Raw genomic sequence first — 16192 nt, 5'->3', positions numbered from 1 at the left:
ATTTAGACTACTGATGTTCAGCTTTTTTTCAGATTAAAATATTCGGAAAGCAGCTTCGCCAATAAGCGAAACGATGATGTGATTATTGAAAAGTGGTATTTTATATAGTTCAAAATTCAGTTAAAGGTTTATTTTTTGCAGGTTCAAGCGAAAGAGCGGGTTTGCTGTTCTGTAATCAATCACATCAAATACATTAATTTATGATTCCAAAAAAAATACATTACTGCTGGTTTGGCGGGAAAGAAAAAGATGAACTTGCTGAGCACTGTCTCGCTACGTGGAAGAAGATTCACCCAGACTTTGAAATAATCGAATGGAATGAATCTAATGCGCCACTGAAAGACAATAATTACGTAAAAGAAGCGTTCGAACAAGAGAAATGGGCATTTGTATCAGATTATGTACGCTCAAAAGTAATGCTCGAACATGGCGGTATTTATATGGATACCGACATGGTTCTCAAACTTCCGCTGGATGAATTTTTAAATGAAAAAGCTGTTTGTGGATTTGAAGTGAAGGGCGTTCCTTACTCGGCTTTCTGGATGGCAGAACCTCAGCATCAGCTTTCTAAAGATTTTGTAGCGTATTATGACAGTCAGGATGGGTTTGTAGAAAGAATCAACACAGACATTTTCTCTGAAATGCTTGAAGAGAAATATGGCGCAGACCGGCACAGTGATACCATTCAGCATCTTAAGCATGGTGTAACACTTTATCCCTCAGTCTATTTTTCTCAGGACTTGCCGAAGAATTACGTAAGCCACCATTTCAACGGTTCATGGTTTGGGGGAGATGAAGAAAATACCCATAAAAAAATGGTAAACGTGTACGGACTTTTAGAAAGATTAGTGACAGAGCCTTGCGTAAAAACAGCTGTTGAAAGCATTATCACAAAGCACAAAATAATTGACATCAATGATATTCTGGATCTGCTGCCAAGAGATGAGATTGAAGAATATCTGCGTAAGAATTGATCACAGATATCGCTTAATACTCATAAGAATGTCCATCATCACAGATGGTCATTCTTTTTTTTAAGGTTCATTTGTTGCTCACAGAACTAATTGGTTAAAAAAAAGCCTTCCCGTGAGAGAAGGCTAAAAAACACAAATGATGAAAATAAGGTTATGTTGCATTAGAGCATTTTCCCTGTCACAAATTTATAAAAACCGGAATAATTAAATTGTGTTTCCAGTCACATTTCTGGTTTTTGCTTTAATTTTTTCAGGATTATTTTTCAATAATCAAACGGCCATCCACAGGTTCAGAAAAAATGATAAAGATGCTGTCATTTTGCCGTCTTACAGGAACCTGAACGACCTGATATTCACCATCGCTGATTTTTTCCTCAATAATGAGGTTGCTTCCCTGACCAATTTCTTCGGTTTTGTATTCTACCGAATATTCTCCGGATTGATTCTGCGTAAAATCTTCCTTTTTAAATTCTTTTGTTGCCATATTTTCTTTTTTAAATAAAAACCGGATCATTCATCTGAGAGAAAAAGCCATCATTTTGTCTGAGAACTTTTCAACTTAAAGAGAAAAATATTTGGTTTAAATATTTTGAAGACTTTTCACTAAAATCAAGCCAAAATTTTCAAATTTTTAATATTTAAAAACTATGACTATAGTCATAACAATTTAAGATAAGTTCTAATAAATTGTTAACAATTAAACCACACACATCAAAAATGAAGTATTTACTATGTTTCAGTCACTTATCGTGGAACTTTGTGTACCAAAGACCACAACATTTACTCACAAGATTTGCCAAACAGTATCAGGTTTTCTATTTTGAAGAGCCTAAACTTGGAGATTCAGACAGATATACTGTCAATATTCAGGATGGCGTTTACATTATTGAGCTTATTATTTCTGAGCATAATGAGTTTACAAACCAGAGGATTCAGAATTTGATTTTGAATGTTTTGAGAGAGTATGATATTAAAGATTATCTTACCTGGTACTACACACCAATGGCACTGCAGTTTACAGGTATGCTACAGCCTCAGAAAGTTATTTTTGATTCTATGGATGAGCTTTCGGCATTCAGGTTTGCTCCGCCAAAGCTTTTGGAGATGGAAGAAGAACTTTTCAGAAAGGCAGATGTGGTTTTCACAGGAGGTCATTCTCTATATCAGGCAAAAAAAGGCAGACACCACAATATCCATGCGATGCCCAGCAGTATAGACAAGTCTCATTTTGAAAAAGCGAGACAATATCAGCCGGATCCTGAAGATCAGTGTGCGATAGGATTTCCCAGACTGGGGTTCTTCGGTGTTGTGGATGAAAGATTTGACATTGAACTTCTGAGAGATGTATCTGCCCAGCGTCCGGACTGGCAGTTTGTAATCATAGGGCCTGTAGTTAAAATAAATCCTGATGATCTGCCGAGAGCAGAAAATATTCATTATTTAGGCTCCAAAAGCTACTCAGAACTTCCATCTTACATCGCACACTGGGATATTGCTTTGATTTTATTTGCTCTGAATGAATCTACAGAATTTATAAGCCCCACTAAAACTCCCGAATATCTGGCAGCAGGAAAACCAGTGATTTCTACCGCAATAAGAGACGTGGTGCAGCCGTATGGTAACGCATCACTGGTACAGATTATCGATGATGCAGACTCCTTTATTCTGGCTGCAGAAAAAATAATGGCAGATCCAGACAGAGACCACTGGCTGCGTACTGTAGACCATTTTCTGGAGGATGAATCTTGGGATCAGGCCTTCAGCAGAATGAACGCATTAATTGATAAAATTGAAATAACTAACAAACAAAAGCAGATCAACCATGTATGATTTTTTAATAGTAGGCTGTGGTTTTGCCGGAGCAGTCTTAGCGGAAAGACTCGCCAGTGAAGGAAAAAAAATCTTAATTGTTGACAAAAGAGATCACATTGCCGGGAACGCCTACGATTTTTATAACGAAGAAGGAATTCTGATTCATAAATACGGACCGCATATTTTTCATACCAATTCTGAGGATGTTTTTAAATATTTAGGAAAATTTACAGAATGGAGACCTTACGAACACCGTGTTTTGGGAAGTGTAGACGGTTTACTGGTTCCAATTCCTATTAATCTCACAACGATAAACGAACTTTACGGTAAAAATTTAACGTCAGATGAAGTTACAGATTTTCTTGCTTCAAAAGCAGAAAAAAGAAATCCTATTCTTACTTCTGAGGACGTGGTCCTGAACGCGGTAGGAAAGGAGCTGTATGAGAAATTCTTTAAAGGGTATACCAAAAAACAGTGGGATCTTGACCCATCAGAGCTGGACGCTTCGGTTACCGCACGTGTTCCCACGAGAACCAATAAAGATGACAGATATTTTACAGATACCTTCCAGGCAATGCCAAAGAACGGATATACTGAAATGTTTAAAAAGATGCTGTCTCATAAAAATATCAGCATCATGCTGAAGACAGATTATGAAGATATTCTGGATATTATTCCGTTTAAAAAACTAATTTATACAGGGCCTATTGACAGTTATTTTAATTACTGCTATGGTAAACTTCCTTACCGTTCGATTGATTTTAAATTTGAAACCCTCAGCCAGGATAATTATCAGGAAACAGGAACCATTAATTTTCCAACCTCTAATTTATACACCAGAATTACCGAGTTTAAATTTTTAACGGGACAGAAAAACGATAAAACAACAATAGTTTATGAATATCCCACTGGAGAAGGAGATCCTTATTATCCCATTCCCAGAAAGCAGAACCAGGAAATTTACAATCAGTACAGAAAATTGGCAGAGCAACATCCGGATGTACTTTTTACAGGGCGTTTGGGAACCTATAAATATTACAACATGGATCAGGTAGTTGCGCAGTCTCTGGCACTTTTCAGGAAAATAAAAAATAAGGAAGAGTATGTTCAGCAATGATTTTCCAGCTTCAGACAGCAATCCGTTCAACAGTTTTCTGATGGGCGGATTTGAATGTGCAGACCACCAGAATGCCTACGGAAAAAGAATAGATTTATATGAAATTTCAGGTCACGACAGATTTCTGGAGCAAGATTATGACCACCTCAACAATTTAGACATTAAAACGGTACGCGAAGGGATTCGCTGGAGTGCTGTAGAAAAAAAACCTTACCACTATGACTGGTCTGAAGTGGAAAGATTAATTTCCGTTTCACAAGACAAAAATATACAGGTGATCTGGGACATCTGTCATTTTGGTTACCCCGATGATCTCACGCCTCTCCATCCTATGTTTGCAAGACGATTCAGCCATCTTTGCAGAGCATTTGTAATAAAATACAGAAGTCTGGTTCCGGATGGTCTTCTAATTGTTACACCAATCAACGAGGTCAGTTTTATCTCATGGCTTGGCGGGGATGTGAAAGGAACTTCGCCATACTGCGTGGGGCAGGGCTGGGAAGTGAAATATGCATTAATGAAAGCCTATATCGAGGGAATAGAAATGATGAAATCGGTAGATTCTGCAATAAGGATTATGGTCACAGAACCTTTAATCAGTATCGTGTCAGATAATCCGGGTGACACTTATTCTCTGCTTGCTGCTCAAGAAAAGCATTACGAACAGTTTCAGGTACACGATATTTTATCCGGGAAAATCTGTCCGGAACTTCGCGGTAAGCCAGAATATTTAGACATCATAGGAGTCAATTTTTACTATAACAATCAATGGACTAACGAGACTCATGACTATTTACCTTGGGCAGAAGAGCCACCACATCCACAATACAGAACGCTTCAAAATTTGATTGAAACTGTTTTCACAAGATACGGAAGACCCATAGTTATTTCAGAAACCAGCCATCCCGGCGAAGACCGTGCAAAGTGGATAAAGTCAGTCACAGAAGAATGCGTATCAGTTTTAAAAGCAGGTTTGCCACTTTTAGGCTGCTGTTTTTACCCAGTGGTTGACAGACCAGACTGGGACAACCTCAACGACTGGCATCACAGCGGAATCTGGGATATTTTTGATCCTGTTTCTCTGCAAAGACACGTAGATCAAAGCAGTTTTGAAGCATTGAAATCATTTCAGAATAAACTGAACCGTATTTCGGTTTTAATTTGAGTGAATTTTATAAAGTCGGTTTAACAACTCTGTTTTAAGTAAAAATACCACAATTTTCCGCAGCTTTATTTTGTTCAGTTTAATTCATTTTTTGCCTGTATTTGGTCTCATATTGGTTAAACTTATAACAATAAAATATTTGCTATGGAAAAGCACATTGTAATTGTAGGAGGAGGTTTCGCCGGATTAAATTTAATCAAAACCATCGGAGACGATGACAGATTCAGAATCACACTTGTAGACAGAAATAATTATCATTTTTTTCCACCGCTTATCTATCAGGTTGCCACGGCTTTTATTGAGCCTTCTCATATTTCCTATCCTTTCAGAAAACTGTTTTCTAAATACTCCAACGTCAGTCTTTACATGGCAAGTCTGGAAAGAGTAGTTCCTGAAGAAAATAAAGTAATCACAGACCAAGGAGTTTTATACTATGATGAGCTCGTATTGGCTCTCGGCACAGAAACCAATTTTTTCGGGCTGGAAAATGTAAGAAAATATGCACTACCGATGAAAACGGTTGATGAAGCCCTGTACATCAGAAATCATATCCTTCAAAATCTGGAAGCAGCCTCGCGGAATGCAAAAACCGAAAGTGTACAAAGTCTCATCAACGTGGTAATAGCCGGAGGAGGACCTACAGGCGTAGAATTGGCAGGTATGATTGCGGAAATGGCTGGCTATATCGCAGAAAAAGACTATCCCGACATCGCGCTTGGCCATTCTAATCTGTATCTTGTGGATGCTTTGCCCTCACTGCTCTCAAACATGAGCGACACTGCAAAAAAAACAGCATACGAAAACCTCAAAAGACTGGGAGTAAATATAAAACTGAATGTTTCTGTAAAAGATTATGTAGAAGATAATGTCATTCTTTCTGACGGCACAAAAATCCCGACAAAAACACTGATCTGGTCTTCCGGAGTTGTGGGAAGAACCGTTGACGGTATTCCTGAAGCTTCGCTGGCAAAAGGTAAAAGAATTACAGTAGATTCTCACAATCTGGTTGATGGTTTTAAAAACATCTACGCGCTGGGCGATATCTGCATAAACATGTCAGATCCGGCATTCCCCAAGGGTCATCCGCAGGTAGCACAGGTAGCTATTCAGCAGGCAAAACTTTTAGCGAGAAATTTTAGAAACAGAATTGCTGGTAAACCTCTAAAACCTTTCAGATATAATGATAAAGGAAGTATGGCGATTATTTCAAAATACAATGCTGTAGTAGATCTGCCCAAATTTTCTTTCACCGGTATTTTAGCATGGTTCACTTGGCTTTTTATCCACATTATTCCACTTACCGGTTTTAGAAACAGATTCCGGCTTGCTGCAGAATGGTTCAGATTATTTATTACCAACAATGCCTCCATCCGAATGATCATGAAGCCCAGGAAAGAGAATTAGTTTTTGGAAATTATACTTTGCCTGAAACACTGTCAAGATTAGATCCGGACTTACTTTACTTACACATCCAGACAATCTGGTGCGCATCTAAAGAGGGATCCGGATTTTTAATTAAAATTTTTATTTTTTTATCGGTGTAAACGTGAAGTTCTTCACCAGCGTTATTCTGAATAATTTCTGACTGAAACTGATCTGTTCTTAAATTATTTTTAAACAATTCCACTTGTTCTATGTCGTGCGAAACAATTGAAAATACATGGCAGCCTAAATCTTTCAGGAAAACAGTGAGAACGGTAAATTTGCTGTCAGATAAGTGCTTATTGCTGTAAACTTTTATATTTTCTTTGCTATCTTCGGGATGGTGAAGCAAATCAAAATGTGCAGAAAGTTGGGTATCAAGAATCTGCTCTGAAGAATGAGAGAGATGCTGAAGATTCTCAAAGCTCAAGAGTTGTGCTGAAAAGCAGGAAAAACACATAAGGGAAAGAAAGAGCAGAAATTTAGTCATTTCTTTTTTTTGTAAAACAACAGAAAATCTAATGTAAATCCGCTGATTGAAATCATAAAAAAATCCGCTCCCGTAAAGGAAGCGGATGATTTTATTTAGTTTTTCAGCTCTTCAAGATTTTTAAATTTGTCGTGTGAAGCTTTCAAATGATGCAGCTGGTCAAGTACTGTTTTTGAGCTTTCCGGGCAAAGATCTCCGCTGTCCAGCGCACTTTGGTAAGCGTTGATGGCGGCATTTTCTCCATAAACTACATTTCCAAGACTTGCCTCAGCATTGTCGCCTGCAAAAGCGTTTTTCACGTCAATCCACGCTCTGTGAACCGATCCCGCTGCGGACCCTGTATGGTCTGGCTCTCCGCCGCGTTCTGTAATCAGATTAGTAAGTTCGTTTTTCATTGTAGCAGACTGTGCAACCATGTTGTCATAATCTGCGCGCAGGTGAGGGTAGCCTTCCCAGACTTTATCTTCTACTTTAGAAAATCCCTGAATTCTGTCGTTGGTAATCGTCAGTAGATCATTCAATACTGAAACTGTTTTCGTGTTGTCCATATTACTTTATTATTTTTGGTAGTAACTAAATTACAATAATGGTGCCTTAAAAGCCCATAAAATCACGTGTGGTATCTAAAGTTTTATACCGCAGGAAAAAGGGCAGACTAATTGTATCTCTGTCTGTACACACACTAAATTATATTCTTATGAGAAGTATTCTCTGGCTTGTAGCCGTAATCTGCATCGCAGTCTGGATTCTCGGTATGCTGGGATTTGTACCGGGATTAGATACAGGAAATCTGATTCATATTTTACTGGTAATTGCAATTATTGTTATTATCATCAATCTTCTCACAGGCAGAAGACCTTTAGATTAAATCTTAAAACCAATCACAAAATATTATATCATGGAAACACAGGAAGCCCAGGCGGTAATAAAGGATCTTGTACAGATCACTAATGACAGAATTTCGGCGTTTGAAAAAGTGGAGGGTCAGATTTGGGAAAGTTATCCGGATATTAAATCTGAATATGACAAGATGATTTCGCACACCAAAATAATGAAAAATGAGCTGATCAATATTCTGCGTGAGAACGAGAACCAAAGCAGCGAAGACTCTTCAAGCGTCCTCGGAAATCTTCACAGCACGTGGATTGATATCAAAAGTGCGTTTAATATAGACTCTGTAAATTCTACATTAGAAAGTGTGATTTCTGAGGAAGAATCTGCATACAAGACGTATGAAAAAGCACTTCAGGATGATGGATTTTCAGCAGAAACAAAATCTGTTCTGGCAGATCATCTGTACCATCTCAAACAGTCGCACAAACAGTTCACAGAAATTTTAGCATACAGTAAAAAAAAATAAAACGAGCAGTATGACTTTTGATGAGGCATTAAAACAAAAAAAAGAGTCGGTAAAAAATGCAGATGAATCTGTATTAAAACTGTATCACATCCTTATTACTCCGGATGATACCAAAGAAAGTGTAAATCATATAGATTATTTTCTGAAAAACCCTGAACGCTGCACAGATGAATCATGTAAAGAGTTTTCATCCGCAGACGAGTATCAGATTGTAAGCATCAGAAAAGAAGATGAGGATCATTAATTTAAAACAAAATCAACATGGAAGTAAATAATCTGCTGAAAAGCGAACTGACGCTACCCGCAGAAAGCATAGAAAACGTTATCGTAAAATATCCTAAGAAAAAAATAATTGAAGGAATGATCTCGGAATCGCAGTTTAATCCCTTCAAAATCCAGATTTCCCAGCGTGATATGAAAGATATGAAAAAGAAATTTCACGATATCGATTTTGAAAATGCGTTAGAAATTGCCATCTATTTTTACGGTGGCAAAATAAGCGTTCATAAAGACAGCAAATACACAGATTAACACCTGATGAAGCAACTATTGATTTTAAAACCATGACGTCACCAGAAAAACATATCAACTGCGGCGCACTGCTGAAACAAAAAGATCGTGAGACTTTTGACTTTCTATATTCGGAACTCAACAGTCAGTTTTACGGATTGGCATTACAGTGTCTTGGTGAAAGGGATCTTGCTGAAGAAATGATGATTGTAACGTTTACCAATATCTGGAGAGATCTTGAAAATTTCAGCGGCAATCAGGCTCAGCTGAAATCGTGGTGTGTTGCAGTTCTGATGAGATCTCTGCGAAAATCTTCAGTTTCAGGCAAAAAATCAGATCTACAGGAGCTCAAATTTGATCCAGCAGATCAAGAATTCATTAAAAATACAGTGTAGAAAAATATAAATAAAATCTTCTGGTTCTAAACCCGAAGTATTTAATCACATTAGATACTATGTTCAATAATACGATAGAAAAGATTGATTTCCTGCGTTTCTTTTTAGGAAATTCTAACGGAAAAAGTGCCGAACTCATCATCGATAAAGGCTTTGTTTACATCAGCGAGTACTTTGGGTATTTTAAAGAGATTCTTCAGAATCCCGATAAAAAAATCTCCGAAAACAGTGAGAAACAACTCATTTCAACTTTTGAGGAAATAGGCATCCACGGCTGGAAAGAAAATTATATCAACGACGAAATTTTTGAAGGAAAAGAGTGGGAGCTGGAGATGAAAATTAATGATGAACAGAAACATTATTATTTCTTTGGATATGAAGAATATCCTTTACAGACAGGCGATTCTACCAGCTTAAACTATTCTGCGGAATTCAGGAAACTGCTTCAGACTTTAAATTCTGTATGCAAATCAAAGTGTTTTGCATGAAATGGAATGAGTTTTGAAATCAATCATTTAAAATAAACTGTTATGAACGTTAAAAGAACATTTGGAACCATTCTCACATTATTAGGAATTGCGGGATTACTTTACACAGGGTATTTGCTCTTGCAGAAAAGTGAGGCGTACACCACAATGGGTGTGATTGGTGTAATAGGATTAATTTTCTTCTCTGCAGGAATTGGTCTCGTAAAAAACACCAGAGACGAAAGTTAAACTACATAGAAATATGTTTAAAAAAAGCACCATCTGTCAGGATGATGCTTTTTTTATTGTTTTACTTTTCTTTAATCTGGTCATAAATAAGTTTCGTAACAATGGCTCCGAAAAGATAATATCCCACCGTCATCACTTTCTTCCGGGTAGTGCCGGCAACGGGATCAGGATCTAAACCTAATTTCTGAGGCAATGCAATTGCACCCACACCAGCGAGCAGACCGCTTGCAAAATCGTGTGTGGTAGCCGTGGTAGCATAATACACAGAATTGCTGATAACATCACCTGCCAGAGTAGCGGCGTAGAGTTGGTCTGGGTTTGTAATTTTCATCGCTGTGCCATCAGTCATTTTACTTAGAGCTTCCTCGCCGAGCTCATTGATGTGTGGAACGTCTTTACAGGTCTTTCTCACAACTTCGTGCAGAAGGTTAAGTGCAACAGCACCTCCCAAACCTGCGATCATTTTTTTTAACATATTATTATTTTTTAATTTGGTTGTCATATTTAAAATTTAATACATCATTTTAAATTCAATAATGAGACCAAGTGAAGACTGCTTTCTATTAAAAAGACAGATTTTTTTTAAATGAATATTTCTCATTTTCAGGATGATTTTCAGAAATAGTACACTTAAAAAATTTTTGAAAAATACCCCCATCAATAAGGTAACTGCGATTAAAACTTCACAAAAATACCAGCGTTTTTATGTTGAATATTAAAAATTAATCCGGGATTATGTTTCCAGTCATAAGATATTGACGATTAAAATGTTACATTTACCATGCACCAAATTAAATTAATATGAAAATAAAACCCAACCTGAAATTTGCGCTTTTCAAGCAGTTTTCATGCTCTCTTTTTGAATGATAGCCAGCATTTCCTGAACATTGAATTATAAACTTTATCTCAACACTTAGTAGGGCTCATTATTTTTTGCCATTACCTTTTCGTTTTGATTCCGGGCTTATCTGCATAATTCCTGATTTTCGTTTCAAGAGTTTTTACACATTCTGTAGGTAAGAAAATTAAATTACTCCACACCACTTAAAAATAAAATATCATGCAACTCAATACAAATCTTCTAAATTACATCAGCGAATCTCTGATTGGTGCCAGCGAAACCGTTTCTGTGGCAGAAAGCGTGACTTCCGGATGTCTTCAGCAGGCATTTTCACAGATGTCTAATGCAACACTCTTTTTTAAAGGCGGAATCACGGCATTTAACATGGCAGATAAAATACGGATTCTTAAAATTAATGCTAAAGAAACTTCTGAATGTGAAGGCGTTTCAGAAAATATTTCTGAGCAGATGGCGCTCAAAGTAGCAGAGCTCTTTGATACCGACTGGGCCATTGCAACTACCGGATACTGCAGTCCGGGCAGAGATTCTTCCTACAAAATATTCACTTATTTTTCTTTCGTGTACAAAGGCCAGGTGATTCTTACCAAGAAGCTTGAACTTCACAATAAAACTGAATCTGTAACCGCACAGCTGTACTACACAGATTTTATCTTAGGCTGCTTCAAGAGCGGACTGACACAGAATTTAGTTCTTAAATAATTCATTTATATAACCGATGAATATTATTTTCCCAGGCCAAAAGTTTGAGGAAAAGAATTTCTGCGTAGTGAAGCTTGTAATTCAGAAAAAACAAATCAAACCAATCTAAAATATGAAAAAAAGTGATGAGCCTAAAAATATTCCCGGAGTTCCGAAGCAGGTAACGGGAGGATTTCACGATTCAGAAAGTGTTCGAAAGATTAAATATGATGAAGATATTGATTTACAGTTTCATCATCTTAAAGAAAGATTTTTTGCAATTAATTACTGGAAAAACTTTTGTCCGGAAAGTTCAGCAGATTTTAAACTCTGTGATTTACGGGGAAACACCGTTGAGCGGCTGCCACAGACGGGAGATTATATACGGATAGACATTCCTGGTCCCGGCGGCACGGTGGGGAGATCATTTGACTGGGCAGTGATTGACTGGCTTGATCTTGAATCACCAGACCGTCTTCTGATGCAATGCAGACCAGCGCCGGATCCCAAAACTCCGGACAGCAAAAAAATTGCACATTTTTACTCTGCAGAATCCACATCTACTTTTATCATCGCCAAAGGTTCAGACTATAGTTTGGCTGGAGTTTACGGCAGAAATGAAAAATCTAATTACAAATCCGGCATTCTGAATTCTGCGAGAAATTTCTTAATTGCCATAGGCGGCATTTTAGGTTTTTCTAAAATTCAGTGGGAATGTCTTGTTAATGGAATGACTGACTTTGATGAGTGAATAGTCCTCAGTAAAATTAATTTCAAAATATGATTTGAAAGGAGCGTCTTGTAAAACACGCTCCTTTTTTTTGGATCAAAACTGAAGTTTGAAAGGTCCCTCAAAATAGGTATCATAAGAATCAATCAGATTTCCCTCCAAATCATAAACACCAATGGTGATATTCTGTTTGGAGAGATTCATCTCTTTTTCTGGAAACCTGATACTGATGGTTCCTTTTGAAATTTTGTCTTTAGGAATTGTGATGGTACTTAATCCGCTGAAAATAACTTCTCCGTGAGATGGCTCGATCACTTTTACCGTTACCGTTTTTTTATCGTTGGACTTGTTCAGAAATGTATAGTTGTAGGTGTTTGTAATTACTCCGTTGTTTACAAAATAAGTACTGCCTGCGGGTTTTATAAATTTCGCCTCCATATCACCCCGGCTGTAGAGCAGAAAACCTAAAAAGATCTGCAGTGCCATGAGCAGGATAATGAAAATCTTCATTCTTCCGGTAAATTTGGTGGGCTTTTCGGTTTCAATTTCAGTTTCAGAAGCATATCTAATGAGTCCTTTGGGAAGACCTACCTTCACCATTACTTCGTCACAGGAATCAATACACGCTGTACAGTTTACACACTCCAGTTGCTGTCCGTCACGGATATCAATTCCGGTAGGGCAGACCACTACACACTGATGGCAGTCTATACAATCACCTTTTCCGGCGGCTTTCCTGTCTTCATCTTTTCTCCATTTTGCCCTGTTTTCGCCTCTTTTGTAATCGTAAAAAACATTAATGGTATCTTTATCAATCAATACTCCCTGCAACCTTCCATAAGGGCACACCAATGTACAGACCTGCTCCCGGAACCATGCAAAGACGAAGTAGAATGCAGCAGTGAAGAGAATGATTACTATAAAATTGGTGGGATGAGCTAATGGTCCTTCGGCAATAGTCTTAAAGACTTCTTCGTAACCAACAATCGTCATCATCATAAAGTGAGTAAAGATCAGGGAGAGGATAAAAAAGACACTCCATTTTAAGGCTCTTTTTCCTATTTTCTCTGCATCCCATTCCTGTCTGTCCAGTTTCATCTGTCTGTTTCTGTCTCCCTCAATGGCAAATTCAATTTTTCTGAAAACGCTTTCCAGAAAAATGGTCTGCGGACAAATCCATCCACAGAATATTCTTCCGAATGCAATCGTGAAAATGATGATACATATTAAACCTACAATAGCACCCAGTGTAAGAAGGAAAAAATCCTGCAGGTAAAAAGGCTGACCGAAAATAAAAAATTCCCTGTCAATAATATTCAAAAGCAAAAAAGGATTGCCATTGATTCTGATAAAGGGTACGGCAAGATAAAATGCCAGCAGAATATACGCTACAATTGTGCGGTAATTGGTAAACTTTCCTTTAGGCTTTTTAGGAAACACCCATTTTCTCTTTCCAGACTGTTCCAGTGTTCCGATAGAATCCCGGTAAGTTTCAGGATCTAAAACCTGCCCCTGCCCACCACGTACATCTAAGTTGTCTTCTGAATCCATAATGATTTTTTAAAAAGAATAATGAAATTTTGTTTAGAAAGTTCGTGCTGAAAACGAACAAGTATAATACCAAAAAACAGCAATTTAACGATGTAAGCAATTGATTTATTTTGATTTATGACCGCACTCACAAATTGGGGTCTAAATGAAAAATATTTGCAGGCATCAAAAAAAAAGACCCTTTTCAGGATCTTTAAGTTTATGCTTTAATTGCTTTGGAATTGAGATTTGTATCTGCAATTTTCGTAAGGAGATTATTGCAGTTTTTTTCTTCATCAAGTGTGCTTAGCAAGTGTTTGAGGCATTCTTTCTCTTTCAGAATTTTTGCATAGGCAGCTAATGTTCCGTATGTAGCAATCTCATAATGTTCTACTTTTTGTGAAGCTGCGATGATACCTGCATCCCGAACAGCGCCAGGTTCTGTTTCTTCCATTATGCTTTTACCTTCATCTAAAAGCCCCTGCATTGCATCACATTTTTTGGCTTCGGCTTTTTTGTTTAGTGCTTTAAAGCACCCTTCAAGACGGGTGATCTGCTCTTTTGTTTCCTCAAGATGATCTCCCAAGGCCTGCTTCAGTTTTGGGTCTGTTGCATTTTTCTGCATCTTGGGAAGTGCCTTAGAAAGTGCTTTTTCTGCCCAGTAGATGTCTTTGAGAGAATCTTCAAAGAGATCACTCAGACTTTTAGCCGCGTCTTTTTTTGCGGGAGTTTTAGGATTGTTTTTTACCTGAATTTTAGACTGAGCTTTTGTAGCCGTTGCCGTCATTTTCTTTGCCGGACTTTTTTTAGCAGGTGCTTTTTTAGCAGGTGCTTTTTTAGTTTCCATATTTTATATTTTAAGTGATTTCAATATTCACAAATTTGCAATTTCCAGACCATCAACGGGGAAAAACATTTATTGTGGTATCTAAATAATTTATTGCTGTATTTGATTGAAGGAATCTTTATGATATCTTATGAATTATGTTTAAATTCCAAACGAACTTATCTTGGGATTGTAACTTAAAAATTACATTCAGAGACAGTTGATTGTTTTTTATCATTAAAAGTAATATTTCTAACATTTTTGGAACCGTCTTTAAACTGAGTAGTACTAAATTTAAGATCGGTTCTTTTTTAGTTTTTAAACTCCCGGCGTGATCTGCAATACAGATTCATTGGTAATTTCTTATGTCTATAGTCATAGTATTAATGGGCATTATACTGCTATTTTTACATTAGATTTTATTGCAGAGCAAGTGAGATACTTCTTCTTTCTGAGAAACTTTGCAATGGTTTTTTAAACTACTCATGATTTATGATTATTGACGAAGAATTACTTTTTAAAAATGGAGCAGAAATTCAAAAATATAAAGCCGGCGACACCGTTTTTTCAGAAGGTTCAGTACCGAAATATTACTACCAGATAAAAACCGGTCTCGTAAAAATTAATTCTTATAAAGACGACGGCAGCGAATTTATACACAGTCTGCCGTCTGACGGGCACTGCTTTGCCGAAACTTTTCTGTGGTACAATGTTCCCTACTGCATCAATGCGGAAGTTTTGAATGATTCTGAGATTTTAAGAGTCAGAAAAGACATTTTTTTAGATATTCTTAATTGTGATACCGTTCTGATGAACAAAGTGATGTCTTACACTTCAGAGAGAATGTTTTACCGCTACAGAATGCTTACCACATTATCTGTAAACAATCCTGCGCACCGGATTCTGAAGGTTCTGGAATTTTTAAAATCTCACCATCAGATCACAGAGCCTTATGAATTCACCGTACCTTTTTCAAGACAGCAGCTTGCATCTCTCACCGGTTTGCGTGTGGAAACAGTTATCAGAACAGTGAAAAAGCTGGAAAAGCAGAATTTCGTCAGAATTTCTAACGGTAAAATCTGTTTTTAGGAGAATAACAGCTGTACAATATCGATAGAATAATTTCTTAAAATTTCAGATTTAAACACAGTGTATGACTTGAGTCATAGCAATCGTTGATTTATCGCGCTACATTTGGTGATACCAACATCAAATTTATATTTTATGAAAACTATTTTCCTGATTTGCCTCGCAGCAGGGGCAACGCTTACAGGCTGTTCAAAAGAAAAATCTGAGAACAGTAGCACTGCAGATACTACCACCGCAACTGTACCTGGCGACACATCCATGGAACAGACACCTTCTGACACCGCATCACTAAACGCACCCATACAAAATCTGCCAAAATCAAAAACCGACAGCACACAGATTCCTGCCAGAAAATAACATAAACTCAGTTATACAACTTTCTCAGACAGATGATGCAGAGCTCTTTCTGCGTCAAAATATCTCTTCAGCTTCAATAATCAATTGGTTTTTTGATACCGATTGATTCATAACGATATTAAATTTATCAGTTAAAACAACATTCACACAATTAAATAA

Annotated in this window: 22 protein-coding genes; 16 read left to right on the top strand and 6 right to left on the bottom strand. The window is 37.3% G+C overall.

The features are described from left to right. Positions 1 to 200 precede the first annotated feature (200 nt). The gene (locus tag ASG31_RS07240) at positions 201 to 974 is read left to right on the top strand and encodes a glycosyltransferase family 32 protein (RefSeq protein WP_056029919.1); all 774 of its coding nucleotides are present in this window, start codon (positions 201 to 203) and stop codon (positions 972 to 974) included. Between the two features lie 256 nt (positions 975 to 1230). On the opposite strand, the gene ASG31_RS07235 is transcribed toward ASG31_RS07240, so the two are convergent. Further along, complete coding sequence (locus ASG31_RS07235) at positions 1231 to 1458, bottom strand: hypothetical protein (protein ID WP_056031347.1); 228 nt, start codon at positions 1456 to 1458, stop codon at positions 1231 to 1233. A gap of 233 nt (positions 1459 to 1691) precedes the next feature. On the opposite strand from ASG31_RS07235, the gene ASG31_RS07230 reads away from it, so the two are divergent. From ASG31_RS07230 to ASG31_RS07215, 4 genes are all read left to right on the top strand, one after another. Then, entirely contained in the window at positions 1692 to 2804 is a 1113-nt protein-coding gene (locus ASG31_RS07230) for a glycosyltransferase family 1 protein (RefSeq protein ID WP_056029916.1), read from the top strand. Then, complete coding sequence (glf, locus tag ASG31_RS07225; RefSeq protein WP_056029913.1) at positions 2797 to 3903, top strand: UDP-galactopyranose mutase; 1107 nt, start codon at positions 2797 to 2799, stop codon at positions 3901 to 3903. The genes ASG31_RS07230 and glf overlap by 8 nt, the downstream gene beginning before the upstream one ends. Then, positions 3890 to 5068, top strand: a complete 1179-nt coding sequence (locus tag ASG31_RS07220; protein WP_056029909.1) for a hypothetical protein — start codon at positions 3890 to 3892, stop codon at positions 5066 to 5068. The genes glf and ASG31_RS07220 overlap by 14 nt, the downstream gene beginning before the upstream one ends. Before the next feature lie 144 nt (positions 5069 to 5212). Further along, positions 5213 to 6472, top strand: a complete 1260-nt coding sequence (locus ASG31_RS07215) for an NAD(P)/FAD-dependent oxidoreductase (RefSeq protein WP_056029906.1) — start codon at positions 5213 to 5215, stop codon at positions 6470 to 6472. Between the two features lie 55 nt (positions 6473 to 6527). Here ASG31_RS07215 and ASG31_RS07210 read toward each other — a convergent pair whose 3' ends face one another. Both ASG31_RS07210 and ASG31_RS07205 read right to left on the bottom strand, forming a co-directional pair. Further along, entirely contained in the window at positions 6528 to 6980 is a 453-nt protein-coding gene (locus ASG31_RS07210; RefSeq protein WP_056029903.1) for a hypothetical protein, read from the bottom strand. A gap of 95 nt (positions 6981 to 7075) precedes the next feature. Continuing rightward, positions 7076 to 7528, bottom strand: coding sequence for a ferritin-like domain-containing protein (locus tag ASG31_RS07205; RefSeq protein ID WP_056029895.1), 453 nt, complete (start codon positions 7526 to 7528; stop codon positions 7076 to 7078). 149 nt (positions 7529 to 7677) lie between these two features. On the opposite strand from ASG31_RS07205, the gene ASG31_RS18340 reads away from it, so the two are divergent. From ASG31_RS18340 to ASG31_RS07170, 7 genes are read left to right on the top strand one after another with little or no spacing between them, the layout of a single operon-like run. Then, on the top strand, positions 7678 to 7848 hold the full coding sequence (locus tag ASG31_RS18340) for a lmo0937 family membrane protein (protein WP_056029892.1): 171 nt from the start codon (positions 7678 to 7680) through the stop codon (positions 7846 to 7848). Between the two features lie 30 nt (positions 7849 to 7878). Continuing rightward, on the top strand, positions 7879 to 8340 hold the full coding sequence (locus ASG31_RS07195) for a PA2169 family four-helix-bundle protein (RefSeq protein WP_056029889.1): 462 nt from the start codon (positions 7879 to 7881) through the stop codon (positions 8338 to 8340). A 10-nt stretch (positions 8341 to 8350) separates the two neighbouring features. After that, positions 8351 to 8584 carry a hypothetical protein gene (locus ASG31_RS07190; RefSeq protein WP_056029886.1) on the top strand — a complete coding sequence of 78 codons (234 nt, stop codon included), beginning with the start codon at positions 8351 to 8353 and terminating at the stop codon, positions 8582 to 8584. A gap of 17 nt (positions 8585 to 8601) precedes the next feature. After that, positions 8602 to 8871 (top strand): hypothetical protein, encoded by a 270-nt coding sequence (locus ASG31_RS07185; RefSeq protein WP_056029883.1) that lies wholly within the window; start codon positions 8602 to 8604, stop codon positions 8869 to 8871. A gap of 32 nt (positions 8872 to 8903) precedes the next feature. Beyond that, positions 8904 to 9245, top strand: a complete 342-nt coding sequence (locus tag ASG31_RS07180) for an RNA polymerase sigma factor (RefSeq protein ID WP_056029880.1) — start codon at positions 8904 to 8906, stop codon at positions 9243 to 9245. Between the two features lie 59 nt (positions 9246 to 9304). Beyond that, complete coding sequence (locus ASG31_RS07175) at positions 9305 to 9733, top strand: hypothetical protein (RefSeq protein WP_056029877.1); 429 nt, start codon at positions 9305 to 9307, stop codon at positions 9731 to 9733. 42 nt (positions 9734 to 9775) lie between these two features. Then, entirely contained in the window at positions 9776 to 9961 is a 186-nt protein-coding gene (locus ASG31_RS07170) for a hypothetical protein (RefSeq protein ID WP_056029874.1), read from the top strand. A 61-nt stretch (positions 9962 to 10022) separates the two neighbouring features. On the opposite strand, the gene ASG31_RS07165 is transcribed toward ASG31_RS07170, so the two are convergent. Further along, positions 10023 to 10436, bottom strand: coding sequence for a hypothetical protein (locus ASG31_RS07165; protein ID WP_131725515.1), 414 nt, complete (start codon positions 10434 to 10436; stop codon positions 10023 to 10025). A gap of 585 nt (positions 10437 to 11021) precedes the next feature. Here ASG31_RS07165 and ASG31_RS07160 point away from each other — a divergent pair. Next, positions 11022 to 11522: a CinA family protein gene (locus tag ASG31_RS07160; RefSeq protein ID WP_056029868.1), complete on the top strand. Its 501-nt coding sequence runs from the start codon at positions 11022 to 11024 to the stop codon at positions 11520 to 11522. A gap of 112 nt (positions 11523 to 11634) precedes the next feature. Further along, on the top strand, positions 11635 to 12252 hold the full coding sequence (locus tag ASG31_RS07155) for a hypothetical protein (protein ID WP_056029866.1): 618 nt from the start codon (positions 11635 to 11637) through the stop codon (positions 12250 to 12252). A 75-nt stretch (positions 12253 to 12327) separates the two neighbouring features. Here the strand turns inward: ASG31_RS07155 and ccoG are convergent, their stop codons facing one another. Together ccoG and ASG31_RS07145 are read right to left on the bottom strand one after the other, a co-directional pair. Continuing rightward, positions 12328 to 13782 (bottom strand): cytochrome c oxidase accessory protein CcoG, encoded by a 1455-nt coding sequence (gene ccoG / locus ASG31_RS07150; protein ID WP_056029863.1) that lies wholly within the window; start codon positions 13780 to 13782, stop codon positions 12328 to 12330. A gap of 199 nt (positions 13783 to 13981) precedes the next feature. Further along, the gene (locus ASG31_RS07145; protein ID WP_056029860.1) at positions 13982 to 14608 is read right to left on the bottom strand and encodes a ferritin-like domain-containing protein; all 627 of its coding nucleotides are present in this window, start codon (positions 14606 to 14608) and stop codon (positions 13982 to 13984) included. 471 nt (positions 14609 to 15079) lie between these two features. Here ASG31_RS07145 and ASG31_RS07140 point away from each other — a divergent pair, with 471 nt between their 5' ends. Continuing rightward, positions 15080 to 15676, top strand: a complete 597-nt coding sequence (locus ASG31_RS07140) for a Crp/Fnr family transcriptional regulator (RefSeq protein WP_056029857.1) — start codon at positions 15080 to 15082, stop codon at positions 15674 to 15676. Between the two features lie 135 nt (positions 15677 to 15811). Further along, complete coding sequence (locus ASG31_RS07135) at positions 15812 to 16033, top strand: hypothetical protein (protein ID WP_056029854.1); 222 nt, start codon at positions 15812 to 15814, stop codon at positions 16031 to 16033. The last annotated feature ends 159 nt before the right edge of the window (positions 16034 to 16192 follow it).

This window comes from Chryseobacterium sp. Leaf404 (assembly GCF_001424145.1).
Classification (GTDB): domain Bacteria; phylum Bacteroidota; class Bacteroidia; order Flavobacteriales; family Weeksellaceae; genus Chryseobacterium.
Note: the sequence above shows the minus strand (reverse complement) of the source record. Positions and strands in the feature narration are given on the sequence as shown.